Origin of the sequence: Streptomyces aureus (assembly GCF_000725495.1) — a bacterium.
GTDB lineage: Bacteria > Actinomycetota > Actinomycetes > Streptomycetales > Streptomycetaceae > Streptomyces > Streptomyces aureus_B.
In genome coordinates this window covers 207,172-232,774 of record NZ_JNZD01000021.1, presented here as the reverse complement: position 1 = coordinate 232,774, position 25,603 = coordinate 207,172, and the positions used below count along the sequence as shown (strand labels likewise).

Here is a 25,603-nt window from a genome sequence, read left to right as displayed (position 1 = left end):
ACCGCGAGCACACGACACGGCACTTCGCGCGTACCTCGGCACACTCGCGGCAGGGGAGACCGGACTTGCTGTGCTGGTGGGCGGCCCCTGCGCTGGAAAGACGCGCGCTGCGTACGAAGCCGTAGTCGAGCGCCTTTCCGGTTGGGACCTGCTCTATCCCAAGTCCGCCGGCGCACTGACTCGCCTGGCCTCTGGGTCCATCGCGGAACGTACGGTGCTGTGGCTCGATGATCTGCACATCACCCTGACGGACAAGGACGGCGAGACGGCAGCCGAGGCACTGCACGCGCTGCTGGACTCTGGACGGCACATCGTGGTGGTAGCCACCATCTGGACATCACGCCACGAAGCCCTTACCGCCCCACCCCGTCACGATCGGCCGGACCGTCACACACAAGCCCGGGCATTGTTGTCGCAGGCGCATCTGTTCCCTGTCTCCGATCAGTTCACCGGCCAGGCGATGGAGGAGTTCGCCGAGGCATCCGTCGGCGAGCCGGCCTGGGGGCAAGCCGTCCGCAGTGCGCAAAGGGACGGCAATCTGTGCCAGACGCTCGCAGCCGCAGTGGATCTGATGCGCCGCTACGAGCAGTCCGATTGCGCAGTGGGACGGGCGTTGGTCACTGCCGCTGCCGACGCCCGCCGACTGGGACTGCACGGTCCTCTGCCTCTGGAAGTCCTGCAGGAGGCAACACCGGGCTACCTCACCCAGAAAGAGCGCCTCGAGGTCACACCCGAATGGCGCGACGTGGGCCTTGAATGGGCTCAGCACAAGGTCCAAAACGTTGCCTGCGCCCTGCCGGCAGTACTGGACGCTAGCGGCATGGGTCCCGCACCCGGTCTGTGCGGACTCGACGACTACCTAGAAGATCACCTGGCAGAACGCCGCAGATTCACAGCACCCCCAGGAACCTTCTGGGAAGCTGTCCGCCATCCTGCCGTCCCGGGGACCGCCTTGGCGGAGCTGGCGATGGCCGCCACGACCCGTGGTCGCTTCGCCATCGCCGCCGGTCTGTACCAGGAAGCGATCCGCCGGGGCTGTACGACCGAGGGCTTCGAGGGACTCTGCTTCCTCTACAGCGAGACCGAGCGGATCAAAACCCGCCAAGGGCTCGACGAACTCCGCGATGCGCTAACCACGATCAGCGATGGCGGAAGTAGCCAAACCGAACTGGGGTGGATCCTGGCTGCGATGCACACCTCGCAAATTCCTGTCGAGTACGGCGACGAACGGGCAGCGATCGCCGAGAGTCTCTTGACGGCTGCGGTGGATGCAGGCGACGCCCATGCCGTCCCGCATCTGCAGGAGCTGTACGAGCATCAAGGCCGATTCACCGACGCTGCTGCACTGGAGCACCGCGATCCGCAGGAACCCACGAAGCTCCCGGCATTGGTGACAACGCTCTTGCAGGCTGCCGACGGCGATGCTGCTGCACTGGACGCTGTGGAACACATCGTGACCGCGCGCGGTGAGGCCCTACGTACCCTGGCTTCCCAGGCTTTCGACGTCGTTCCCAGATTGGCGCACTGGCCCACCAAACTGGCACAGGCCGGGGCCGGCCACTTGGCACTTGCCATCCTCCGGGCGGGCGTGGAAGCCAATGACCCCAACGCAGCTCACGATCTGTTCTCCTACCTGGACGACAGGGGCCAGCCCGCAGCAGCCGAATCCGCGCGCCAGGAGTGGGCAGCCTCCAGCACCTCAGGATTCGCAGACCTCTTCCGCCACCTCTGGCCGGATCGGTCGCGCGAAGCGCTGTGCATGTTGAGCCGGGCTCGACGAGAAGGGCGCGGTCGGGCGGTACACCAAGCAATCAAGCCACTGCTGACCAGAGGTATCCGCGATCGCCGACTCGCAACCGGCGTGCTGCGGCTTCTGGCCGCGGACGGAAATGCTGGGGCGGCGCTCGAGCTGGCAAGGGTGCTGGCGGAGGGACGTGATGCAGCCGACATGCCACAAGAGGTAGACACCCTGCTGCAGTTCGCTGCACTAGACCTCGGAGCAGCCCGACGTGACCTCGGTACTCTCGCCGCTGCCCGAGGCAATGTACAGGAGGCTCAGCGTTGGCTGTTGAAAGCCGCGGACGCGGGCGACTACACCGTCATCACCGAGGGCCTGCTGGGTCCCCAACTTTTCCCCGATGACCCACCTCGTGCCCAGGCAATCGCCCATGACGGGCTCATGGCTGACGGCACGCCGGCAGCACCCTGGGGACTGTCTCTGTAGGAGTCGATGAACAGGGCTCACCAGGGCCCGCCCGCTCTCGGTCACTGTTGGCGAAGTAATTCTTGGGCTTCAGCAGCCGCGAGGGAGTCCGTACTGGAGGCAAGATCTTGCAGTACGGGATGGGCTCCTAGCCGTGCGGCGGACAGGGCCACGACCCGGCGGGTGGCGGTGGTGGTGGCTGTTTGGCCGAGGTGTCGAAGCAGTGAGGCATCGTGCTCCGGGCTGCCTGCGCCCAGGGCCCATCCGACCACGAGTCGGACACTGTCGTCCTTGATGTGTGACCATCCGATGGTGCGGATCGGCTCAAGGGCTTCGGGGCGCATGAGTTTCGTAAGGAAGCGCACGGCAGCTCGCTGCACACCATAGTTGTTCTTGTCGACGTTCTGGCTGATCACTGCCCCCAGCGAGCTGCCGAGCAGACCGCTCAGCTGCCAGGGTCGGATGAGAACGGACGCGGTGAGCCGGTCGATTCTCTCAGGGGAAAAAAGGCCTTCTTGGATGAAGGTCTGCACTCCTGGGATTTCCAGTGGCGTTCCTGCCCCTGCCAACGGGGAGGCGGACAGATCGCTGATGAAGCGCTTCTTCACCTCGGCGAGGAGCTCTCGTTGCCAGGCCTGGCCTGTCACCAGTCGCAACTGTTGGAGATCTTCCCGGATGGACTGCATGCGTGCGTGTTCCCGCCCTGTGAGGGCGAAGCCTCCCCAGCGGAGGAAGGTGAAGGCTTCTTCTCTGGCCGTGAAGAATTCGTCCGTGTCGTCAAGGATCTTGAGCGCGTAGTCCTTGAACTCGGGTGCCCGGTGTTCCATGCCTGCCGGCCCGCGCCCGTTCGCTTGGAGACTTCTGCGCAAGGGCTCCAGGAGCGTTGCTGTGACCGCTCCGTCCCGCATGCCCAGCGCGAGGTCCGCAAGGAACTCATGGCTCTGTGTTCCTGTCATGAACCCGGCCGCCTCGCACGTCGTGAAGTAGCGGAGCGGGTCTGTCCGCAGTCTTTCCTGCAGGATCGGTAAGACATCTGGGCCTGTGGTGATGAGAACCTCTCGTACGAGGCGCTCTTCCTTCTCAAAGCTCTGGCCTGCGTTGTCCAGGAGTTTGTGGAGGAAGGTTTCGCGGATGCGGGGGCGGGACAGGAGGTCAGGACGATTGCGGTACAGGTGGGCGAGCCTGAGCCACTCCGGGGTCGTCAGGTTCTCCCCTTCCCCCATGCGGAAGATCAGCTCCATCTCGGTTGACGTCGCCTCGGTCAGGCGGGCTGAAGACGTCTTCGGGGTGAGGCCCTGTGCTCGGCTTGCGTACAGGTAGCAGTCAACGAGGTCCAGGGCATTCAAGCCAAGGGCCTTCTCGTACGCAGAGCAGCGCTCGATGGTGAAGTCGGCTTTGCCACTCTCGAGGCGGTTGATGGTGGCCGGCTTCAGTTCCTCCTCCAAGTGCCGGTTGAGGGCTGCCGTGAAGCTGGCCGTTTCTTGGATCTTTGGATCCTGATGGAAAGCGCGCATCGCACGCACAAGCCATGCGAACTTCTGTAACGGCAGACGCGGCTGTTCCATGGGCAACAGCTTGCGACCAGATGGCATACGCCCAACTCCTCTCTCCTGTACGGACAGTGTGAGGGAAGTGACTCCAACTATTCCCACCGAAATGGATTCCTGCGTGACGATGGGTCGCCCGCGCAGTAAATCGCCGGTGTTTGAGCGCCCAGGGCACCATCGGAGCCGAAGAGGCCGCCACGGTCCAGGAAGGCAGTCCGATGGGAAACAAAGGCCGAGCAAGGACGCGCCGGTTTCGCATGAGCATGAAGCGCGTCCTTGGTTCTCAGGCACCCGTGCTGGGAGTTTTGTGCGAGACGGCGATTCAGGAGCAGACGCCCTCGGTACGGCTCTCCCTGCTCGGGCTCGCCTGCCTGCTCTCTTTCATCTCCGAGTACTCGCACCAGAGTTGCCCGGCCGCACGCCGGCATCGCAGTACCGCTTCCGAAGGTCGGGCCGCCCAGCCGAGTAGCCCTTCAGGCAGCGGACCGCACGACGCCTCTTCGGAAGACCCAACCAGCGAAATGGAGAACTAGTGGATCACGAGTACAGCACCGTCTCCCGACCCGTCGACGGGCCGGCGTTCTTCTCCGTGGAAGAGACACGCACCACGCATCCGGCCATGCCGAAAGAGCACGTCCACCACGTTGTCAGGCACCCTGGCGGGTCAGCCGTGGTTGCAGTGCTCGACGACGACCGCGTCCTGCTGGTCGAGCAGTACCGGCCGGCCGTGGACCAGGTTCTGCTGGAGCTCCCTGCAGGCCGCACCGAGAAGGGGGAAATGCCAGAAGAGACCGCCGCGCGTGAGCTTTTGGAGGAGACCGGCTACGTCGCCGGCAGGATGGTGCCGCTCCTCGCCTTCCATAACGCACCCTCCTTCTGCGACGGCGTAACCCGTCTGTTCGCAGCGTTCGACTTGGAGCGGGCACCGGACATTGCGGTGGAGCAACTTCCGCTGCGCACGCGACAGGTACCGCTCACGGAGATTCCGCGTCTGCTGGCCGACGGCAGCGTCACGGATGCCAACGCCATCATCGGGCTGCTGCACCTGGTCAACTACCGAAACGGAGCCCTCCGTGGCTGACGACACCCTGCACATCGCAGTGATCATGGACGGTAACGGACGATGGGCCAGCGCTCGCGGTCTGCCGCGTACAGCCGGCCACGAGCGCGCCCATCTGTCGGTCGAATCCACCATCACAGCTGCCCTGGAATGCGGAGTGACTCATCTGTCTCTCTTCGCCTTCTCCAGCGAGAACTGGAACCGTCCCGATGAGGAAGTGGCGCTGCTCATGCAGCCTGGATGCTGGCTTCTGACCGACGAAGAGCTGGCGAGCTACCAGCAGCGGAACATCCAGATCACCTTCATAGGGAATCTGACGGACCCCCGTATCCCGGATGCGTGTTCGGACTGGCTGCGGACGACGGCCCAGCGCACCGCGTCCCACAACCCTCGGCTCCGCGTGACCGTGGCCTTCAACTACGGCGGACGTCAGGAAATCGCGGAGGCCGTGCGCGCATACGCGGCAACCTCGAAGGGCGGAAAACAGGAGGACTTCGGTCAGCACCTGTGGAGTGCGTGCCTGCCCGACATCGACCTCCTCATTCGAACGTCGGGCGAACACCGCCTCTCCAACTTCATGCTCTGGTCCCTATGGTACGCCGAGCTCATCTTCACCGACACCCTGTGGCCCGACTTCCGCGGAATCCACCTCTCCAACGCAGTCGTCGAGTATCAGAAGCGGGATCGCCGCTACGGCACCGTAAGCAGTTGATCCTGCCTCTCGGTCCGCTGCCCCTGGAAGGCTCCGGACCCGGGTGCGTCGCTGGCACTTCCCCTGCGCACCACAGCAGCCGGTGAAGAATCCATCAGCGAAAGGAAGGTCCCCCAGCGGGACGAACCGCTCCCCCGGCCCGGCTGCCACCGCGGCTTCTGAACCAGATCGCCATCAGCACGGGCTGCACGAAAAGGAGGTGGCTCCGTGCCGCTGCGATCACCACTGCGGGTCAACGTCGCCGGCCGACACGTTGTCTGCCGGCGACGCCCCGCCGCAATGCCCAAGCGGGGTACCTCGACGAAGAGAGATCGCCAGGCGCCGGTAGGTGCCCAGGCGAGCTGTGCTGTCACAGCAGGCTCCCCGCTGTCGCGGCCTGTCCGCCAACGAGGTCCTGGACCAGCCCGGCGACATCCTCCAGGGCGAGGCTGGCCACGTCGGCGAGCGTAGAGGTCCACGGTGCGGCCGTCGACCAGCGGGCGCAGCACCGCCTCCGCCTGGCGCGCGAACTCCGCCACGATGTCAGCGCAGGACGCGGGATCAGGCGCTGTTCAACTGTGGCGCCGTCGTGGCCGAGGGCAGAGTGAGGGAGTACAAACGTTCACGAATGCGGCGCACAACGATCGAGTCGGCGCCGTGGATATCGGTGGCGATCGTCAGCAGTTCGGTGCCCAGCCGTTGCCGGTCGGCCTCCGGGGGCACGGCCCGCCACAGGCTGTATGCGCGGCGGGTGGCCTCGTCGACGTCCGGATGTCTGGGGCCCTGGATAGCAACCCGAAGCTGCAGGGCGTGCAGGTACCAGGCCAGGCCCGTGGCTTGATCGGCCATCAAGGCAGCGAGGTAGCCGCGTACTTCGCGCACCTGGACCGTGTGGAGGTGGAGCTCGCCATACTCGGCGGTGACGTCCTGGTCGAGCTGGGTGGCGAGCGCAGCTGCGTCGTGCGGGCGGTCGTTCCGGGCAACTTCCGCGACCCTGACGAGCCGGGCGCGCAGTGTTTCCGGCGGCAAACCGCGATCTGCAGGTGTGGCGCCGGAGGCGGGCATGGCCCAGAACTCTGGCGTTACGGTGCCCCAGGGGCGGAAGCGCGGCTCGGACATGGACGAACTCCCTTGCTGCGGTGCGAGGTTCACCAGTCCACCACACGGCGGACTTCGGTGATGCGGGTGATGTAGCTGGTGGAGTTGCGCCAGCTGTCGTAGGTGACGATGCGGGTCTTCACGCCGGTGCGGGGTGCCTCGATGACCATTCCGTTGCCGACGTACATGCCGACGTGGCCGGGCCGTGCGTCGGAGCCGTCCGAGCCGGGGTTGAAGACCAGGTCGCCGGGCTTGGGGTGGCCGATGTCGACCTGGGTACCGACGTTGACCTGATCGTAGGTGGTGCGCGGGATGCTCACCCCGGCCGCCCTGTACGCCTGCTGCATCAGGGAGGAGCAGTCGCACCAGTGTGCGGGGTTCTTGCCCAGGGCGTCGGTGCAGTCGCCGCCCAGGTGATACCAGCTGCCGCGCTGCTTGAGCGCCCATGCCACCGCGACGCGGATCTTCTTCGGTGTGCTGGCCGGTAGTTCATACCCGGCGGGCAAGGTGCCGTCCTGGCTGGCGGATGGGGCCGCGAACTGGGCCGACATGGCCATGATGTTCTGCACGTAGTTGTAGGTCTGGCCGCTTGCGAAGGATCTCGGCGGCACGCCCCGGAACTGGTCGACGCGCCCCCAGCCGGCGTTGTACCCGGCCAAGGCGAGCTCGATCGGGGCGCCGGTGTAGTCGGGATGCTTCTTGGCCTTCCTCAGCAGGGAGCACATGAACTTGCCCTGGGCGGGGATGGCGTCCGCCGGGTCCCATATGTCCTTTTTGCCATCCCCGTTGCCGTCCATCCCCCACGTCGCCCAGGTGCCGGGCATGAATTGCGCTATGCCCTGCGCCCCGGCCTCGCTTCCGGCCTGCGGGTTGAAGCCGGATTCCTGTTTGAGCTGCGCGGCCAGCACCGCTGGGGACAGGCCCTGGTCGCAGTCGGCGGCCGCCTGCAGGATCAGCGGCGCGTACTCGGAGGGCACGCCGCCCTTGCCGATGTGCAGCCCGCCGATCGGGTTGCCGACGGTGCTGTCGTCGTCGTTGAACGTCGCGATCAGCAGCACCATGCTCAGGCCGAGCGCGAGGGGCGTCATCACGAAGCCGACGCCCAGGACGAGCAGCAGGCGTCTGGTCGCCTTGCCCTTCATGCAGTCCCCCTCTTGACCGTCACTCAGATTTGCTCCCTCAAATCTGAAATCCGCACGCCGGAATGGGAACCGGTGTCCGAATGCGTGCGTGATGTTGTGTGACAGTACGCCATCACTGCATCTCAACGAGAGCAGTGAAACTGCTTGTTGGGCAAGCGAAGCGTGCGTGTAAAGTTCCATCGAGGGGGCGTGGCGGCGGGGGCCACGGCTGCGATTGCCCTACGCAAACGCCAAAAGGGACCGTACGGGGGGATAGTGGGCAAACAACCCGTTGCGGCTCCGGCGTTGCCCGCAGGAGCACGTCTGTTAGTGCCCGTGATGGCCGCCACCGGCGGCAGCGGCCGCACCACGACCGCCAGCTTGTTGGCGGCGAACCTCGCTTCGAGCGGTGCCGCCCTGGTCTTGGACCTGGCCCCGCGCCTGTCCTCGCCCTGGCCTGCTCGGATCGCCGAACAGGGTGCTGGCGGGCTGGCTGCGCTGCCGCCCGACCAGCCGCTGACCCGCAGCGTGGTCCAGCAGGCCTGCGGCGTCAATGTCGGTGTGGGCGGGGCCACATGGCAGGTGCTGTCGGACGGGCGGGACTGGCACGCCCCGCCGCTCGTTCTGCCGGAGCCTCCGGCCGCCTGGTATCAACTGGCCTCGATCGGCGGCTGGCAGGCCGTCGTCGCCGACACTGTGCACCCGCTCGCCCACGACCTGCTGGCCGCCCGCTGCAGTGGAGAAGTGGGACACACCCGTGGCTGGTACGAACTGCCCTACGCGGTGCCCGTGTTGTGCGCGGCCGCCACCGCCGACGGCATCCAGGCCCTGCAGCAGGGCGTGATGGCCCTGCACGCCGAGGGTCTGCCCCTCAACCGCACCGTCATCGTCCTGGTCGCCACCGGCGACGGCCGCCTGCCGGCCGCGGTGCGCGCCGGGGCCACCATGCTCATCGCCCGCACGGCCGCCGTGGTGCACCTGCCCTACGACCCGCACATCCGCGCACAGGGCCTGCACGCCGCCCGCCTGCGCTCACGCACCCGGCAGGCAGCGGCCCAGCTCACCGGGGCCGTCCTCGCCGCAGCGCACACCGCTTGGGGCCAGCCCCTCCCGGATGCACCGCAGCCCGCCCCGATCACCCCTGCACTTCCTGCCCGCTGACGAGGAATCGGATATGAGCCAGCTCCTGACCACCCTGAACACCATCGCCGACCCGCACTGGCACACGCTCGCCGACGCGGTACCCGGAGTCACCCCAGAGATGCCCAAGGACGTCGACCAGCCCGTACAGAAGATCCTGAACTGGACCGCCGGTTTGGGTCTGGCCGGGGCAGTCCTCGGCGGTCTGCTCGGTTGGGCAGCCGTGGCCGTCGGTCACAACTCGGAGCGTGCGGCCCTGGCGGCACGCGGCAAGCAGGCCATCCTCTGGAGCCTGTTCGGCGCCGGGGGTATCGGTGTCACCGCGGCCCTGGTGACCACCTTCTACAACATGGCCAAGTGAGGCGGGCGTGGTGAGCGACAGCAAGACCCGCAAGGCCCGGCTCACGCTCGCCGCGCTCGGCGTTCTGGTGGTCGGCGCGCTGATCGGCGGCGGCGTGACCGCGGCCACGATGCTGGGGGGCGGCGACTTCAAGTCCGGCGAGGCCACGCCGAAGCCGACCACGGCCAAGCCGTCGGCATCGTCCGGCGGTCAGCAGGCGGCAATGACCCCGGAAAAGGCCCGCAAACTCGTCCTTGCGAAGCCCACCGGGCAAAAGGACGGCCTGTCCACGGGCTTCTCCAGGGGACCCGTCGGCGCGATCTCCACCGCCGTGTACTTCTGGGAGGAGTACGCCTTCCTCGACGACCAGAAGGCCCGCCAGCAACTGGATGCCGTCGTCTCCCCCGATGCCGACGGCTATGTCGACGAGCAGATCTCCGAGGTGCGCAAACTGCGCGAGCAGGTCGGCCTCCCGCCGTCCGGCGGTACCCCGGCCGGGCTCACCTTCGACACCACGGTCAACGCCGTTCGGGCCACTTCCCTGACCGGTTCCGGAGGCAAGGTCGTGCAGGTCTGGATCAACTACGACCGGTACGCCACCAAGGCTGACGGCAGTCCCGACGACAGCCCGCTCAAGGACCAGGACACGGACCTGCTGCTGAAGTGGCAGGAAGGCGCCTGGAAAATCACGAACGAGCCGCAGTATCGGAAGAAACGCTCCTTCGCCCGCGCCTACTCCCCCCACTCCCACGTCTCCTGGGCGGACGGCTGGCAGCAGGTGAGGCATGCGGACTGACCCCCGGACGCATCCGCTGGTCCGTCTCGTCGTCCTGCTGACCGCTGTTCTCCTTTGCTTAGGTACCAGCCTGAGCACCGCCCCCGCAGCGATGGCGAAGGACGATCCGAAGTACCACCTTGACTACGGGCCAGGCGACGGCAAGGAATGCCCCGTCGACTGGAGCGGCGGCGCACCCTGCGGCATCGACAAGCAGGGCAACTACTGCATCTACGACGAGATCGACGACGAGAGCATCTGCCGCATGCCGGAGGCTGGCGAGCTGCCGGGCACCGTTGGAGAGTGCGAGAACGCTGGCGGCGAAAAGTCGTCGGAGTGCAGCGACGAGGACTGGAAGGCTCTCGAGAAGAAGAAGCTGGAGAAGTGGCGCCAGGACAACCTGGAAGCGGTCAGGAACGGAAAGCTCAGTCAGGCCGAGTACGACAAGTGGTCCAAGTTCCTGGAGAAGTGCGTCGACAAGGGAATGTCGTTCAGCGCTTGCAAGGAAGCGGCGTACCAGAAGTACGGGCCGACCGGCGGGCAGACCCTCGGTGACTGGATCGGCAAGAAGATCTCTGAACTGGCGCGGGACGCGCTGGAGGAGGCCGCCCAGTACATCGGCAACGCCGTGGTGTGGCTGCTGCAGCAGTTCGCCGACATCTTCAACAAGACGTCAGTCATCAACCTGGACTCCACCGGCATCAGTCAGCCGATGGGGATCGCCACGGCGCTGTCTGCCGTCGTCGCCGTGTTCCTGCTGCTCTTGCAGTTCGGGAAGGTGGCGATCAGCCACCAGGGCGGGCCGGCGGCAACCGCCATCTCCGGGCTGGCGAAGTGGGCGGTCATCAGTGCGGCGTACTGGACGGTGACCACGACCGCGCTGCAGCTGTCCGACTCGATCTCTACCTGGATCATCCACTACTCGTTCACGGGCGGGGGCAGCACGGCCGGTTCTGCGTCGGACGCCATGAAGGCGCAGTTCGGCAAGATGTTCGGGGGCCTGATTCTCGGCGGTGGCGGCGCCTCGACGGCCGGCGGCGCGCTGATCACCGGTGAGGGGGTGGCCGCGTCCGCGGTCGGGGTGGTCATCGTCATCGGCGTCGTGTGCATCCTGGCGATCGGTGCCTTGTGGATCGAGATGCTGCTGCGGCAGGCCGGAATCATGATCCTGGTCGCCACCATGCCGATCACGCTGGTCGGGCAGATGTCGGATGCCACCAAGGACTGGTGGCCCAAGGCCCGCGACGCGCTGCTCGCACTCATCCTGATGAAGCCGATGATCACGTTCTGCTTCGCGATCGGCTTCTTCGCCATCGAGCAGGGTGAGGGTGTGCAGAACATGATCGTCGGCCTGGTCATCTTCCTCATGGCGTGCTTCTGCTGGCCTGCCATCGCCAAGTTCGCGACGTTCTCAACCTTGGGTGCCGGCGCCGCCATGGCCAGCGGCCTGATGAGCTCGGTCGGCTCCTCGGCCAGCTCGATGAGCGGGGCCGGAGTGGTCGGAGGGGGCTCCGGTTACACCCGGGCCCTGGAACAGGACAACGCCCAGTCGGGCATGACCTCAAGGGGCAAGAGGGACTTCACCGACACGTCCAAAGGGGAGCTTCAGGGCTCCTTCGGGAAGGGGGCGGGGCGCGGGCGTCTCAGCACCCGGGTTGCCGGTCCTCTCGGGTTGGGTCTGCAGGTCATGGCCGTAGGCAAGGGCGTTGTGGAGTCCGGTATGGCGAACACGGCCGCGCACGCGGGGCTGGATACCGCCTCGCCGGGCGGCGGTCACGTCATCATCGCCCCGCGCAGACCGGACAGGGCAGCCCCGGCGCCCGCCGAACAGACCAGCGGGCCCGGCGCCAGCGGTGCGCCGAGGAAGGGATAGCCCATGTCCAGCTCCACCCCCGTCACCTATGGCGGCTGGCAGTCCGAGCGCAGCGGGTTCATGGGCCGGCTGAGCGGGGTCGGTTTCACCCTTGTCGTGGGCGGCTGCGTGCTGCTGCTCACGCCGCTCAACCTGGGCAGCTGGGCGGCCGCTCTGGTGTGTGTGCCGCTTGCGGCCGTGCTGTTCGCGCTCGCCTTCGGGCGTGTGCTGGGCCTGAGCGCCGATGAATGGATTCTTCTCGCAGTAAGGCATCAGATCAACGTGGCCACCCGGCGAAACGTGTTCATGTCCGGGGCGTTCGCCCCGCGTTCAGCCAAGACCACTCAGCAACCGATGGACCTGCCCGGCGTGCTGGCCCGGCTCCGCTTCCTGGAAGCTCCCGACGGCCTCGGCGGCACTCTCGGCGTTTCCCACGACCCCGTCGCCAACACCTACACCGCCGTTGCCCGCATCACCTTCCCCGGGCTCGCGCTGGTCGACAGCGACCGGCAGACCGCCCGCGTCGCCGCCTGGGCAGGCTTCCTGCGCAGCTTCTGCACCGAGGACTCACCGATCATCCGGCTCGCCGTGCACCAGCGGTGCCTGCCGGACGACGGTGCGGCCCTGCGATCGTGGACCGACCGGCATCTCGCCCCGGACGCCCCGAAGGAGGCGGTCGCCGCCCTGACGGAGCTGATGGAGGGTGCGGGCCCGGCCGCCACCACCCGCGAGACATACCTGTCCGTCACCCTGTCCGCGCCCAGGGCGAGGCTGGCCGTCAAGGGCGCCGGCGGCGGCCAGGTCGGCGCGGCCGCCGTCCTGGTGCGCGAGCTGCACGCCATGCACAGCGCCCTGTCCACCGCCAGCCTGCAGGTCGTCGAGTGGCTTGCCCCACGCACCCTGGCCCAGGTGGTGCGCACCGCCTACGACCCCGAGGCGCAGCTGATGCTCGCCACCCGCAACGCCGCCACCCAACAACCCGACTGGCAGGGCCTCCCGCCGGGCCTCGATCCGCAGCTGGCGGGGCCTGCGTACGCAGAGACCGACTGGGGCACCTATCGCCACGACGGCGCCTGGACCGTCTCCTACCAGGTGCGCACCTGGCCTCAGGCCGACGTGTACGCGACCTTCCTGCAGCCGCTGCTGCGGCCGCGGCAGAACGCCCGCCGCTCCCTGAGCGTCGTCTACGAGCCCATCGGCCCGCGCCGGGCCCGCCAGGACCTGGCCCGTGAGAAGGCGAAGCGGCAGTCTGCACGGCAGCTGCGCGCCAAGACGGGCCAGGACGAGTCCGCCGACGAACTCCTCGAAGCGGAGAAGGCCAAGGCCCAGGACGTCGCCCGGGCCTCAGGCCAGGGAGTGGTGCGGCTGACTGCCCTGCTCGCCGTTACGGTCACCGACCTGGGTGAACTGGAGACCGCCTGCGCCGAGCTGCAGGCCGACGCGGCCGCCTCCGGGCTGGAGCTGCGCCGCATGTGGGGCGCCCAGGACGTCGGCTTTGCGGCCGCCGCCCTGCCGCTGGGCCAGGGACTTCCGGATCGGAGGATCGGTTTTTGATGGCACCGCAGCTGTTCAAGCGCCGCGACAACGGCGACACGATGCTGAAAGAGGCTGGCTTCGGGGAAGCCACCGGCTGGGAGCAGCGGCCCGCCGATGCGCCCCAGCCGGCCCCGAGCATGCGCGAACAGCGCCGCGCCCGGCTGCTGGAAGACCCCGACACGGTCATGCGGATCGCCCCGAAGAAGGGCTGGGCGCAGCCGTATGCCGGGCGGTCAGCCTCCCTGCCCCGCGTCGAGGTCGTGCGCGCCGACACCGCCAACGCCGCCGGTGCCTACCCGTTCCTGCACGCCGCGAGCCTGCCCCCCGTCGGCGCCTACATCGGGCAGAACACCTTGACCACCGAGGCGTTCAGTGCGCACCCGGCCGTTTGGGTCAAGGAGGGGTTGTGCACGAACCCCAACGTGATGATCACCGGCATCCCCGGTTCCGGTAAGAGTGCGCACATCAAGGCCTTGTGCTTTCGGCTGATGGCGTTCGGCCACCGCACCCTGATCGCCGGGGACGTGAAGGGCGAATACGCCGCCCTGTGCCGTCATTTGGGGGTGGAGCCCGTCCGGCTCGGCCCCGGCCTGCCCGGCCGTGTCAACCCGCTCGACGCCGGGCCGCTTGGCTCCGGCCTGGAACTGATCAAGGACCCGGGCGAGCTGCAGAACCGTTTGAGGGAGATCCACCGACGCCGGCTGACCCTGCTGAAGGCGCTGCTTGAGCTGCAGCTACGGCGCACCCTGCTGCCGCAGGAGGAAGAGGCCCTCGATGTCGCGGTGCGCGAGGTGACCGGCGAGCTGTACGGACAGACACGGCTCGAGACGCCCACGCTGCCGCTGGTCTATGAGAAGCTGCGCGACCCCAGTGGCGCGATGGCCGAGGAACTCCGAGTCCGTGACCGCGAGGTGCAGCGGGCCCGCGAGCAGATGGAGTCCATCCGTTCGGCCCTCGGCGCCATGGTCAACGGGCACGTGGCCGGGCTCTTCGACGACCAGACCTCCATCGGCCTGGACTGGGACGCCCCGATCCAGTCCGTCGACATCTCCGCTCTGGAGCAGTACGGCGACGAGACCGTTGCCATGGTGCTGACCTGCGTCTCCTCATGGGCTCAGGCCGCCATCGACCGCCCCGGCAGCCGTCCGTGGATCGTCGTCCGCGACGAGTTGTGGCGGCAGATGCGTTCCGGCGGCGCCTCCCAGGTCAAGAAGATCGACGCCGACCTGCGGCTGTCCCGGGCGACCGGCACCATCCAGCTCCTGGCCACCCACCGGCTTTCGGACTTCGAGGGCGTCGGCGCCGCCGGCTCCGAGGCCGTCAACATCGCCAAGGACCTCATCAGCTCCTGCGAGACCCGCATCCAGCTCGCCCAGGACACCCGCCCGCTGCGTCTGACCCGCGAGGCGATCGGCCTCACGGACGCCGAGTGCGACCTGATCGGCTCCTGGGGCGCCGGACAGCGCGGCAGGGCCTTGTGGAAGGTCGGCCGCGGCGGCGGCTCGCATGCCGTGCAGCTGATGCTCTCCCACACCGAACAGCAACTCTTCGAGACCGACGAGAAGATGGTGATCTGACCGTGGCCGACAAGAGCGCTGGCAGTGGACTGGACGACAACACCCTGCTCACCGCCTACGCCGCAGGCCTCGCCGTGGCGCTGGGCGGGGCGGTGCTGCTGGCCGCCCCGCTCGCCGCCCTGCTGTCCGGCCGAGGCTGGTCCCATACGACGGCTGGCGTCCCGGAAACCGTGCTGCGCGCCCTGGTCAACGGTCCTGGCGCGGTGTTCTCCCCCGCCCCGCCCGCCTGGCTGTTCTACCTGCTGACCGTGACGCTGGTACTGACGTTCTTCCTGCTGGGGCTCAAGGCCGTCACCAAGTTGAACTTCGGCCGCCACACCGGCGGCGCCCAGTGGGGCGGTGCGAAGGTCGAACGCAAGCTCAAGGCCCCGCAGGACCCGACGCTGCGGGCCAATCGCATCACCGCCGGCCGCGGCATGAACACCAAGAAGATCGTGGCCGCCCAGCCCAACATCAGCGCCACGGTGTTCGGGGTGCCCGGCTCCTCCAAGACCACCGGTCTGGTGCTGCCCAACGCCGCCGAATGGCAGGGGCCGCTGGTGGTGACCACCACCAAGGCCGCCGATCTCGACATCATCTATGCCCGCCGCCGCGTCCTGGGGCCGGTCTGGGTGATCGCCCCGGCCGGGATCCCGGGACGCGAGACCAACAAGTGGTCCCCGGTGGAGTACTGCACCGACGCCAAGGCCGCCGACCGCATGGCCGCCTGGATGGCCGAGGCCTCCGCCTCAAGCGACGACAAGCGCGCCGCTCCCTGGGTCGACCAGGCCAAGAGCGTCCTCAAGGGCGTGCTGCTGGCCGCCAATCTCTCCGGCGGCGGCATCAACGCCATGCGCCGCTGGCTCTCCCTCGGCAAGGACGCCGTCGATCACGTCCGATCCGTGCTGCAGCAGCACGGCTACAACGAGGTCGCCGACGACTATGCCTCCCCGTGGCTGCGCCTGCACGAGGACGGCATAGGCTCCATCCAGTTCAGCCTCAACGTCCTCGCACGCGTCTACGCCGACGAGGAGGTCCGCGAGAACTGCGCCGGAACCGACTTCACCGTCGAGGACCTGCTGACCAAGAACGGCACCGTGTGCCTGATCGCCTCCGAGGCCGACGCCGAACGGTTCGCGCCGTTGCTGACCTCGATCATCGCCTCGATCATCCACGGGGCCGAGGTCGCCTACAACACCACCGGCAAGCCCCTTGACCCCGGACTCGGCGTGCTCGTCGACGAGGCGGGCAACATGCTGCGCTACCCCCGCCTGCCCAACATCCTCACCACCGGCCGCGGCATGGGCATCGTGGTGCTGACCGTGTGGCACGACCTGTCCCAGCTGCGCGACCGGCTCGGCGTGCAGAAGGCCAACACGGTGCTGTCCGCGAGCGGTCTGCGCATGCTGCTGCCCGGCTGCGGCGACCTGGAGACCTTGCGCTACTTCTCGGGCCTGTACGGCCGTACCGAGGTGAACAGGACGTCGACCGGCCGCTCGCGCGGCGAGGTGTCCACCAACACCACTTCTACCGAAACCGATCTCGCTCCCGTCCATTTCCTGCAGCAGTTGGACGACTTCACGGCCATCGCCCAATACTCCAACAAGGCGCCGGTCAAGGTGAAGATGCGACTCACCTTCCGCGACCGCGACCTCAAAAGGCTGCTCGCTGCCCCACAGCGCACCCCGGACGAGGAAAAGGCGCTCAACTTGACCAAGCCTGCGGTGCCGGCGGTGGAGAGGAACGGGACATGACTGACCGCTTCGCTGCTCCATCCTCCCTGCATACCCGGATACCTTCGCAGACACTGCTGGCCGGGCCCGCTATCCAGCGCAACCGCAGCCCTGAAAAGGTCGCAATCCAAGAAGGGAACACGGCATGACGGACGAAGCCCGCATCCTGATCGTCGACACTGAAGGCACCAGAAGGGTGGCGCTGCTCCTGCAGTGGTCACACAGCACAGGAGAGCAGGCGCACTGCCTGGCGCGCCTGGTGCTTCGGCAGGCCGAACCACCGCTTGCGGTGCTCTCCGAACTGGACAGCAATCCAGACCGTCTTGGCCTGACCGGAGACATGGCTGGCGCAGCTGATGCATTTCTCGTACAACTGCAGCCTTACGCAGATCTTGATCCCCAACAGGTGGTGTGGATCGCACACCACGGGTCGTTCTCCTCGCCTGACAGCCACGGTGCGCCGGAAACCTTCATGCGTGTCGAGCTGCCCCGAGGCGAGAGCGGCTTCCAGAACGACCTGCGCGGCCATCACATGCTGGCCGACGACCAGGCAGCAACCGTTGTCGGTCCTTTGAATCTGCAGCCCGTACCCCAGGTGCTCACCGAACTGCGCTCCGTAGGAATCTGACGAAGGGCACTCGCTGCGAACATGTCTCAGCCTCCCACCCGCCGTCTGTCCGGCACGACGTTGCTGCGCTCGGTGGGCGAAAACCTCGCACCCTACCGACAGGTCATCGAACCTGCTGGTCAGCAGGTCGCCATCATCCGGTTCGCCGCGGCGGCAGATGACCCTCCCCTGTGGCACCTCCGTATGGAGGCTGCTCGGGTGTCCGCCGAACAGAAGGTCAAGGCTTTCTCCCGCCTCGGCTTCGGGGTCGATCACCGCCTTCTGACGCCACCGGTCGCCCCGTCAGAATTCGCCGACCTGCTCGACGCTTTCAATGAAAGCAGGAAAATTGCAGCCATCATCGTGCAGTTCCCTCCACCTCCGCACCTGACCCCACTAGTCCAGCGCCTCGACCCGGCCAAGGACATCGACGCCCTTTTGGAAGACCGCTCGCCTTACCCGGCCTGCGCCACCGCGGACGGCATCGCCCGGCTGGTCGTCCCCTTCACCACGGATGATCCGACCGTGGCAGTCGTGGGCGCCCGAGGCTTCGTCGGCCGCGGCGTGGTCCGGCTGCTTTCCGACCACGGCCTGCAGGTACGGGAACTCGACGCCGGCGACGACCTGCGCGCCGTCCATCAGGCCGACATCGTCGTCTCCGCGACCGGTCAGCCTCACATACTCACTCCCGACCACATCAGTCCTCACCACAGGCTTGTAGTGGACTCAGGGTTCATGCCGCGCCCTGACGGCTCAGTGGCAGGGGACGTCCGGCCCGATGCCGCCACCATCCCGCAGTACGTCACCCCGGTCCCGGGCGGGGTCGGACCCGTGGAAATGGCCGTGCTGATGGACCGTATCGTCCGCCAGGAGGCCGACCCCGGCCTGAAGCCGTGGCAGGTTCCCCAGGTTCCCTACCTGACACGTCACCAAGTGGAGGCACGACCCGCACCGGCCGCGCAGAGACCCACACTCCCGACCCCCACCCCGGGGCACCGAAGGTCCGACCAGTGGCGAGTGGCTCCGCCTGCCGGCCCGGACCGCAGGTCTGGCGGGTTGTCACGGTGACGACTCATCCCTTCGACGACTACAGCAAGCTTGCCGCCACGCAGATCGCCGCCCAGGTGCTCGCTGGAGAACGGTCGGCACGTGAGGTGACACAAGCGGCGTTGGAAGCCGTCGCCCGACTCGACCACCCCGTAAGGGCCTTCACCGAGCTGTGGCCCCGGCATGCCGCGACCCGCGCCGCGGAGGTCGACCGCCGCGTCCGGGCGGGCGAGCGGCTGCCCCTGGCCGGCGTTCCCCTTGCCGTCAAAGCCACCGAGGGACTCAATGCGTACCAAACTGTGCGCCTGGTGGCCGCTGGCTGCATCCCGATCGGCGCCACCGCCACGCCGGGAAGAGGAACTTCCTGGCAGACGTGGGGCAACACGGACCGCGGCCCCACCCTCAACCCCCACAATCCGCAGTGGAGCCCTGGCGGCTCCTCGGCCGGCTCGGCCGCAGCCGTCGCCTGCGGCATGGTGCCATTGGCGACCGGCAGCGACGGGGCAGGGTCCGTGCGCATCCCGGCCGCCTGGTGTGCGGTCACCGGCTTGAAGCCGACCAACGGCCTTGTACCCGCCCGCGACCGCGCCGGGCTTAACATCGCCGGACCGCTGACTCGCAGCGCTGCCGACGCTGCCGCGTACCTTGATGCGATAGCCGGAACCAGCACCCTGCGCGGCCTCGCGCCTCCGCTGCGACCGCTGCGCGCTGCCTGGTCGGCCACACTCGGCTTCGCCGAGACGACCCAGCGGATCACCGACGTCACCCACGCCTTCGTGCACCAGCTGGCCGACGCGAACGCCCTCGCCCCAGACGATGTCGCGCTCCGCCTTCCTGACCCCGCTCCCTGCTGGGCCGCCCTACGCGGCAAAGGAGGAGACACAGACAGCGCGAGTGCTACACGCACTGCCCTACTACGCGCGCTCGACGACGCCTTCGACGAGTTCGACGTCCTGGCGACACCGACGACACCCAATCCCCCTCACGGGCACCAAGGACCCGGCCACGCCATGAGCGTCGCTCTGACGTGGGCCTTCAACATCACCGGTCACCCTGCGATCAGTATTCCGGCCGGATGGACGGCAAAGGGTGAGCCGGTCGGTCTCCAACTGGTCTCCCGGCCGGGCCGGGAGACCGACCTCCTGGCTGTCGCAATCTCCGCCGAAGCGCTCTCCGCCGGCGCACCACTGCACAAGAACGCTGCGGCTCTTGGAAAGAGCGGAACGTGACTGACTATTTCGACGATCCGGCTGCCCTGTGGCCTGCCACGCCATCCACACCGGGCACAGCACTGGAGCTGCGCCGCTGGGTGTGGTCGGCCATGCCCCCACCCGAGCGCCGTGCCCGGCTGCGCGAACTGCGCACCTGGGTGGAATGGCTGCGCCACACCGCCGAGCTGCATAACGAGATCCCGCCCTGCTGGTACCGCCACCGGTGGGTGCGCGAGATGCTCACCGCCCTGTACCTGGGCTGGCTGCGTACCTACGAGGGCGAAAGACCCCCGGGGCGCGAGCTTGCCGAGGCCGAGTGGATCAACACGGTGCACGCGTTCAGGCAGTACATGAGGCTTCCCGCATGCGTCAGCGGCCACCAGGACCCGCCTGTGCCTCCCCCGAACCCGCAGACCGACCAGGAGTGGGAGCTGTACCTGGCCACATCCACCGACACCACCGACCCGGCGGTGCACCCGGCCGAGGCCGAGATACGGCGGATGGCCGCCGAGCTGGACCCGCCGCTGTGAGAGAGCGACCCTACAGTCCGGCAGCCCGCCAAAGCTGCCCGAGTCGGGACGCCGGAAGCAGCTGCTGCGTGAGACGCAACCGTGACCGGTAGGTTGTTGAATCCGCTGGCGGCATACGTTGGTCTGACCCTGGCAATGGCGGCCGCAGTGTCGGTAAATCATGGTGAGCCTGCGGCCACGCCAGGGATGGGCACACAACTCACAGGCCGGCTCCTGACTCTCGGTTGATCAGGATCGGTGTTAGCAACCCCCGCTGTTTTCCACTCCTTCAGTGCGCATCTGCCGCAATCATCTGCAGAACCGGCGGATTGGGAGCGCCAGGCACAACCCATTACCTTCCTATGGACGGGGCTGTGGCCGGAGTGCTCGGAACCTCAGTCGGAGCTCTCGGAGGGTTGGGGGGAGGCTGGATATCCGTTCACGGGCAGCGCCAGCACCAGCGTGACCAGCTCCTGGAGGAACGCCACCGGCGGCTTCACGATCAGCGCATCGAGGCGTACGCCGCATATATCTCGACGGCGCGGATCCTCAACGGTGAGCTGTGGAAGCTGTTCGACGAACTCACAGGGAGGGCAGGTTCCTGCGATACGTGGAAAGCACGCTTCTCGAGATGCATCGCTGCTGGACCGACCTGAGCACTGCGGTAGCACGGGTGAACATGCTCGGCCCGAACGAGGTAGCACTGGAAGCGGACAGACTGCACGACTCCATGAGGACCTGGCACGTCCTGTGCGCCGAGTGGGCCCGCACCGCCATCCGCGCCGGGCCATCCGCCCCAAGGAACCCACGAGATCCACTTTCGTGTGGCTGCCGACGCCAGAAGAATGCGCATCAGCAGCTTCCAGCAGGCGACCCGCCACGCCCTGCACACCACCGTGTAGACGAGCCAGATTCGACGGTCCGTTCCCCTGGCGACACTCACCTACGCGCCAGAGGATGCCCTGGTGGTGTCCGACGGCAACCCGCAGCCCCGCCACTACGAGCCAGCAGGTCCGCCCAAGCCCTCGACTGCGACCTGGAGCTGGAAACAGAGCAGCTGATCGACAACCTTCTCAACGGCCCGGGGGTCTCAGTAGGACCGACCTGCCCGATCGCCACGCCGGCGTACTGACGCAGGTCAGATGAGTGGAAAGCCTGGTAAGGGTCCTCGATCTGTTTTTCCCAGACTGCCCCGTCCGGTGGCGATCCGGGCGCAGGCTCGTCAGCTGCCGTACTCATCCGCGCCTCCGGCCGCCGGAGGAAGGGTGATCTCCCGCTGCGTTGTCGCCCTTCCCTGGCTGTCGACTGCCCTGAACCGCATCCGAGTTCCGTCCCGTCCCTTTTGCAGGACGGCCATCACCGCGGTCCAACGGGCACGCTCCCGAAGCCGGTAGGCAACCGCGCCCCCTATCGTGCCGAGCACGGGCAGCAGTGGGAAGACCGCCAGCCACACCTGCTCACCAACTCGATCACCGCTCCCTGGCGGACGGCTGTGCATGCCTGATAGAGCGTTGGGAGCTCGCAACTGTCTAGGCCGCGGCAAAGCCTGCAGATCAGGCGCTTCAGGCCGGGCGCGTTCTCAGTTCTCTACGGCGCTTCGTGAACGGCAAGCCCTGGACTCCGGATCAGGAGTGCGGACGTGAACGAGGGGTGACAACCCCTACGATTGGCTACCGCTTCGGCCCGTCGGTGCCGTTGATCATCAGGGGGATGTGCGTGTCCAACCGTGTTCAGTCACTGCAGCCAGGCGACCCGCGCCGAGTGGGGCCCTACCGTGTCGTCGGACAGCTCGGCTCGGGCGGCATGGGCACGGTGTACGCCGCGCTATCCACCGCGGGCGAGCGGATGGCTGTCAAGATCATTCATCCTGCGCAGGCTGCGGACAACGAATTCCGCGCGCGGTTCCGTCGGGAGGTTCAGCTTTCTCGACGAGTCTTCGGCCCGTGCCTGGTGCCAGTCCACGATGCCGACGCCGAAGCTGCGCTTCCCTGGCTGGCTACGCCTTTCATCCCCGGCCCGACTCTTGACAGGCACGTGGTGGTGAACGGGCCTCTGGCCGGTGCGCATCTGTACGCTCTGGCGGCCGGCACCGCAGCCGCGCTCGGCGCGATCCACGCTGCGGGTGTGGTCCATCGGGACGTAAAGCCGTCGAACGTGATCCTTGCTCCGAGCGGGCCGCAGGTGCTGGACTTCGGCATCGCCCACGCTCTGGACGGTACCTCGGTGACCCGTACTGGTGTATTGACGGGTACACCGGGCTGGATCAGCCCCGAGCACTATCGCACCGGCGCAGTCGGCCCGGAGGGCGACGTGTTCGCCTGGGGAGCCCTCGTCGCCTACGCTGCGACCGGCCGCTTGCCCTTTGGTAGCGGCGCTGTCGATGCCGTGGCGTTCCGCGTGATGTCGGCCGAGCCGGACCTGAACGGCGTGCCGACCGACCTACTTCCTCTGGTCGAAAAGGCCCTGTCGAAGGAGCCGGCCGACCGCCCCTCGGCTGCACAACTTGCCGCGATGGGGGCCGAATTGCTCGCCATGCAGACAACCGCAGTAGCCACGCTCGACAGCGGCCAACAGCTCACGCTGATACCTGACCTGGTCAGCAGCCTGCACTGGGATCCGGCACCCGAGGACGAGGCCTCCTGGCCCGCCCCGGCAGGGCACGGCAGCCGGGTTCGTCTCTATGCGGCCGTCGCCGCGGCCGCCGCGGTCATCGGCAGCATCGGCGGAGCCTTCGCTGCCACTGAGTCGTCCAGCGCCAACCACGACGCGGGCCCTGCAGCGCAGAGCGGCCGGACCACTTCGGCAGCTACCGTAGACGTTGCGGCCAAGAAGTCAGCCGCTCAGCCTGGAAGCCCCGCCGTGTCCACACCGCCTGCGCAGGCCACGTCGCAGATCCCACAGCGTGCCGTTGCCCCCTCCCCCGCCTACACCCGAAGCGACACCACGCAGCCCACCATCGATGAATGGGGCAAGGCCCGGGTACCGGCCACAGATGCGGAGAAAAAGGCCGCTCAACGCCTGGTCGCCGACGCAGCCCCCAGCCTGCAAGGCGAGCAATACATGGGCGACGACGCCATCGTGACATTCAACCCTGCAGCACAGACCATGTTCATCACCTTCGGCCCCGCGATCTATCCCGAAGGGCAGGACTACAACGACGACCCTGGCTGGATCGACGTCCGTCGAAGCCTGATGTTCGGCGCCTGCTCCGAAGCCCAGGAAGACTTCCACAACGATCCCGCCTGGCCCTACGGCCGCGCAGCCGTCGTCTATCGCGAATCCATGGCCAGCCCCATCGTCGCCGACTTCCGCGACGTCACCCATATCGACAGCTGCCGTGTATGAACCCACACCAGCGCATGCGAGAAGGAACCGTCTTCGCGCCGCCGTCGCGGGCTACGACTCGTGTTTGAGGAACAACTGTCCTCCGGAGCTTTCCTGTCACCACAAGCACCTTCGACGTCAGTAGGCTGCGCTGGGTGAAGCACACACCCCGAGCTGTCGGCACCTTCCGCCTGATCGTCACAGGGGGAGGTACAGGGGGACATACCTATCCCGCGCTCACCGCGATCCGTGCGCTTCAGGAGCGGCTGGCGGGCGAGGGCAGAACGCTTGACGTCCCGTGGATCGGTACGGCTGACGGCCTGGAGGCGCGTATCGCCCCGGCCGGGGGGATCGTGTTCGGCGCCGTCGCCGCGGGCAAGGACCCCCGGTCCAGCAACCCGCTCAGGATCATGTCCACGGCAAACATGAAGGACATGGCCCGGGTCCCGCGCGGCGTGGCGCAGGCGAGGAAGCTGGTGGCCGACTTCAGGCCGGACGTTGTCCTGGCCACTGGTGGGTATGTGGCAGTGCCCGCCGGTCTGGCCGCCCGCCTGTGCCGTCGCCCGCTGGTGCTGCACGAACAGACCGTGCGTTTGGGGCTGGCGAACCGGAAACTGGCAGGCTCCGCGACGCGCATCGCAATCTCCTCGCAGTCCACGGTAGCGCTCCTACCGGAGGCAGTACGCGATCTTGCGGTCGTCACCGGGAACCAGTACGCCGCAGATATTGACCGGGCACGCGGACAAGGCAGTCGAGGCGATGGGTCTACACGGCTTCGACCGGCAACTGCCGACGGTCTACGTCACGGGCGGGGCCCAGGGCGCCCAGCAGATAAACGGAGTCGTCGGCGAGCTGCTGGACGCGGTGCGGGTCCACGTCGTAGCCGACGACACGGTGCCCCACCTCTGCGGCGCGTACGGCCAGGGAAAGCCCTGCATAGCTCTGACCAGCGACAACAGTGCAGGCAGCTCCTACTCGATTGCAGTGTTTGAATGGACCGTCGTTCCTGGTCTGGCAAGGAGAAGTGCTGTGCCCCTGGTGTCTGTCGTGATGCCCGGCTACAACTCGGCAGCCACCCTCGGCGCGGCCGTCCGATCGGTGCTCACGCAGACGCACACTGACGTAGAGCTGCTGGTAACCGACGACCAGTCCTCCGACAGCTCCATGGACCTGCTGATGGAGCTCGCCGCCCAGGACAAGCGCGTACTGCCCAAGACAGCGCCCGAGCGGGGCGGTGCGGGCCGGGCCCGCAACCTCGCGATCGAGCGAGCCCGCGGGGACTACGTCGCGTTCCTCGACTCCGACGACCTGTGGCTGCCGGAGAAGACCGAGAAGCAGCTCGCCTTCGCCGCCGAGGGCGATGCACCGCTGACGTTCACCAGCTACTACAAGATGGACGCCGACTACGACGGCGAGAGCACCGACTGGGTCCCCAACGGGCGGGTGATCCGCGCACGCGGGCACGTGGACTACCCCGCGATGCTGCGCCGGGACTACGTCGCCGCCCTCACCGCCATGTACGACCGCAACGCCCTGGGCACCCGGCTGATGCCTGAGATGCGCAAGCGCCAGGACTAGGCGCTGTGGCTGAGGATCATGCGAGACGGCGCCAGTACAGCGTCCAGGTGGCAGGTGACCTGGAACGCAACCTCAAGGAACAGGAACGCCTCAGTGGTGAGATCGAAGCCCTGCAGAAGCAGTTGGTCGGCCTGCGGCACGATCACACCATCCTGGTGAACCTCCAGCAGGCTCTCGGCGCCCCGGCAGCGCCCTCGGCGAAACCTGTCACGGAGGTTCCGGCCTCTCGCAAGAAGCCCGCGGCAGCCTCCGACGCGGCCAGGAAGGCTGCTCCGGTGAAGAAGCAGGCCGGCAAGAAGGCCACCGCGGCAGCGGTTCCTCAGCCGGTGCAGCCCACGCTGGTCGACCTCGTGCGCAAGCACCTGGCCGACCAGGTCGAGCCTCGCTCAGCTGCTGAAGTCACGGCAGCGCTGGGTCAGCGGCACCCTGAGCGCACAATCAAGCCCACCGTGGTTCGTACGACGCTGGAAGGGCTCGTGGCCAAGGCCCAGGCCCTGCGTACCAAGCAAGGAAGCTCAGTGTTCTACACCGCCCCGCAGGCTGCAGGGCCGGCGGCAGGCGATCAAGCGTCCACGCAGTCCGCCTGACACCCGAGCGCTTTTGCTCTCTCCACCCGCAGGAGGCATGCAACAACAGCGCACCACAAGAGTGTGCGACACCCACAATCTTCGAGGG

The 25,603-nt window shown here is 67.4% G+C and carries 19 protein-coding genes and 2 pseudogenes; 18 read left to right on the top strand and 3 right to left on the bottom strand.

Annotated features, from left to right (window positions below; genetic code table 11):
* The first annotated feature begins 70 nt into the window (after nt 1–70).
* Nucleotides 71–2,224: a hypothetical protein gene (locus IO36_RS25125; protein ID WP_158997498.1), complete on the top strand. Its 2,154-nt coding sequence runs from the start codon at nt 71–73 to the stop codon at nt 2,222–2,224.
* Nucleotides 2,225–2,265: 41 nt separating this feature from the next.
* Here IO36_RS25125 and IO36_RS25120 read toward each other — a convergent pair whose 3' ends face one another.
* Nucleotides 2,266–3,768, bottom strand: coding sequence for a hypothetical protein (locus tag IO36_RS25120; protein ID WP_158997496.1), 1,503 nt, complete (start codon nt 3,766–3,768; stop codon nt 2,266–2,268).
* A 514-nt stretch (nt 3,769–4,282) separates the two neighbouring features.
* Between IO36_RS25120 and IO36_RS25115 the strand changes: the two genes are divergently transcribed.
* Complete coding sequence (locus IO36_RS25115) at nt 4,283–4,831, top strand: NUDIX hydrolase (RefSeq protein WP_051900926.1); 549 nt, start codon at nt 4,283–4,285, stop codon at nt 4,829–4,831.
* Nucleotides 4,824–5,522: a polyprenyl diphosphate synthase gene (gene uppS, locus IO36_RS25110; protein WP_037623130.1), complete on the top strand. Its 699-nt coding sequence runs from the start codon at nt 4,824–4,826 to the stop codon at nt 5,520–5,522. Before IO36_RS25115 ends, uppS begins: the two co-directional genes overlap by 8 nt.
* A 540-nt stretch (nt 5,523–6,062) precedes the next feature.
* On the opposite strand, the gene IO36_RS25105 is transcribed toward uppS, so the two are convergent.
* Nucleotides 6,063–6,620: a hypothetical protein gene (locus IO36_RS25105; RefSeq protein WP_051900925.1), complete on the bottom strand. Its 558-nt coding sequence runs from the start codon at nt 6,618–6,620 to the stop codon at nt 6,063–6,065.
* Nucleotides 6,621–6,649: 29 nt separating this feature from the next.
* Nucleotides 6,650–7,741, bottom strand: coding sequence for a C40 family peptidase (locus IO36_RS25100; protein WP_209441263.1), 1,092 nt, complete (start codon nt 7,739–7,741; stop codon nt 6,650–6,652).
* Nucleotides 7,742–8,059: 318 nt separating this feature from the next.
* Here IO36_RS25100 and IO36_RS47740 point away from each other — a divergent pair, with 318 nt between their 5' ends.
* The 15 genes and pseudogenes from IO36_RS47740 to IO36_RS44840 all read left to right on the top strand — a co-directional run bounded on the left by IO36_RS47740 (nt 8,060) and on the right by IO36_RS44840 (nt 25,515).
* Complete coding sequence (locus tag IO36_RS47740; protein WP_245173482.1) at nt 8,060–8,881, top strand: hypothetical protein; 822 nt, start codon at nt 8,060–8,062, stop codon at nt 8,879–8,881.
* Nucleotides 8,882–8,894: 13 nt separating this feature from the next.
* Nucleotides 8,895–9,221, top strand: a complete 327-nt coding sequence (locus IO36_RS25090) for a hypothetical protein (RefSeq protein ID WP_037623128.1) — start codon at nt 8,895–8,897, stop codon at nt 9,219–9,221.
* A 10-nt stretch (nt 9,222–9,231) separates the two neighbouring features.
* Nucleotides 9,232–9,996, top strand: coding sequence for a hypothetical protein (locus tag IO36_RS48350; RefSeq protein WP_245173474.1), 765 nt, complete (start codon nt 9,232–9,234; stop codon nt 9,994–9,996).
* Nucleotides 9,986–11,848, top strand: a complete 1,863-nt coding sequence (locus IO36_RS25080) for a hypothetical protein (RefSeq protein ID WP_158997494.1) — start codon at nt 9,986–9,988, stop codon at nt 11,846–11,848. The genes IO36_RS48350 and IO36_RS25080 overlap by 11 nt, the downstream gene beginning before the upstream one ends.
* A gap of 3 nt (nt 11,849–11,851) precedes the next feature.
* A complete protein-coding gene (locus tag IO36_RS25075) occupies nt 11,852–13,381 on the top strand; it encodes an SCO6880 family protein (RefSeq protein WP_037623126.1) in 1,530 nt (509 codons plus the stop codon).
* Entirely contained in the window at nt 13,381–14,940 is a 1,560-nt protein-coding gene (locus IO36_RS25070) for a type VI secretion protein (protein ID WP_037623124.1), read from the top strand. Before IO36_RS25075 ends, IO36_RS25070 begins: the two co-directional genes overlap by 1 nt.
* A 2-nt stretch (nt 14,941–14,942) precedes the next feature.
* On the top strand, nt 14,943–16,673 hold the full coding sequence (locus IO36_RS25065) for a type IV secretory system conjugative DNA transfer family protein (protein ID WP_245173473.1): 1,731 nt from the start codon (nt 14,943–14,945) through the stop codon (nt 16,671–16,673).
* 124 nt (nt 16,674–16,797) lie between these two features.
* Nucleotides 16,798–17,280 carry a hypothetical protein gene (locus tag IO36_RS46975; RefSeq protein WP_158997492.1) on the top strand — a complete coding sequence of 161 codons (483 nt, stop codon included), beginning with the start codon at nt 16,798–16,800 and terminating at the stop codon, nt 17,278–17,280.
* Nucleotides 17,281–17,301: 21 nt separating this feature from the next.
* Nucleotides 17,302–18,327, top strand: coding sequence for a bifunctional 5,10-methylenetetrahydrofolate dehydrogenase/5,10-methenyltetrahydrofolate cyclohydrolase (locus IO36_RS25055; RefSeq protein WP_078943420.1), 1,026 nt, complete (start codon nt 17,302–17,304; stop codon nt 18,325–18,327).
* Nucleotides 18,324–19,535: an amidase gene (locus IO36_RS25050; protein WP_037623213.1), complete on the top strand. Its 1,212-nt coding sequence runs from the start codon at nt 18,324–18,326 to the stop codon at nt 19,533–19,535. Before IO36_RS25055 ends, IO36_RS25050 begins: the two co-directional genes overlap by 4 nt.
* Nucleotides 19,532–20,047, top strand: a complete 516-nt coding sequence (locus IO36_RS25045) for a hypothetical protein (RefSeq protein ID WP_245173472.1) — start codon at nt 19,532–19,534, stop codon at nt 20,045–20,047. The genes IO36_RS25050 and IO36_RS25045 overlap by 4 nt, the downstream gene beginning before the upstream one ends.
* Before the next feature lie 1,578 nt (nt 20,048–21,625).
* Entirely contained in the window at nt 21,626–23,371 is a 1,746-nt protein-coding gene (locus IO36_RS43325; RefSeq protein WP_245173470.1) for a serine/threonine-protein kinase, read from the top strand.
* 134 nt (nt 23,372–23,505) lie between these two features.
* Nucleotides 23,506–24,262 (top strand): annotated as a pseudogene (locus tag IO36_RS44845) (UDP-N-acetylglucosamine--N-acetylmuramyl-(pentapeptide) pyrophosphoryl-undecaprenol N-acetylglucosamine transferase); the annotation flags it as partial.
* A 117-nt stretch (nt 24,263–24,379) separates the two neighbouring features.
* Nucleotides 24,380–24,925: pseudogene (locus tag IO36_RS25020) on the top strand (glycosyltransferase family 2 protein); the annotation flags it as partial.
* A gap of 50 nt (nt 24,926–24,975) precedes the next feature.
* Nucleotides 24,976–25,515 carry a hypothetical protein gene (locus tag IO36_RS44840; protein WP_342455127.1) on the top strand — a complete coding sequence of 180 codons (540 nt, stop codon included), beginning with the start codon at nt 24,976–24,978 and terminating at the stop codon, nt 25,513–25,515.
* The last annotated feature ends 88 nt before the right edge of the window (nt 25,516–25,603 follow it).

Bases quoted from the DNA above. Each gene is read 5' to 3' on its own strand.
- IO36_RS25120 (WP_158997496.1), bottom strand. From the start codon at position 3,768: ATGGAACAGCCGCGTCTGCCGTTACAGAAGTTCGCATGGCTTGTGCGT.
- IO36_RS25055 (WP_078943420.1), top strand. From the start codon at position 17,302: ATGTCTCAGCCTCCCACCCGCCGTCTGTCCGGCACGACGTTGCTGCGC.
- IO36_RS25070 (WP_037623124.1), top strand. From the start codon at position 13,381: ATGGCACCGCAGCTGTTCAAGCGCCGCGACAACGGCGACACGATGCTG.
- IO36_RS25080 (WP_158997494.1), top strand. From the start codon at position 9,986: ATGCGGACTGACCCCCGGACGCATCCGCTGGTCCGTCTCGTCGTCCTG.
- IO36_RS46975 (WP_158997492.1), top strand. From the start codon at position 16,798: ATGACGGACGAAGCCCGCATCCTGATCGTCGACACTGAAGGCACCAGA.
- IO36_RS25100 (WP_209441263.1), bottom strand. From the start codon at position 7,741: ATGAAGGGCAAGGCGACCAGACGCCTGCTGCTCGTCCTGGGCGTCGGC.
- IO36_RS25090 (WP_037623128.1), top strand. From the start codon at position 8,895: ATGAGCCAGCTCCTGACCACCCTGAACACCATCGCCGACCCGCACTGG.
- IO36_RS47740 (WP_245173482.1), top strand. From the start codon at position 8,060: ATGGCCGCCACCGGCGGCAGCGGCCGCACCACGACCGCCAGCTTGTTG.
- IO36_RS25075 (WP_037623126.1), top strand. From the start codon at position 11,852: ATGTCCAGCTCCACCCCCGTCACCTATGGCGGCTGGCAGTCCGAGCGC.
- IO36_RS25105 (WP_051900925.1), bottom strand. From the start codon at position 6,620: ATGTCCGAGCCGCGCTTCCGCCCCTGGGGCACCGTAACGCCAGAGTTC.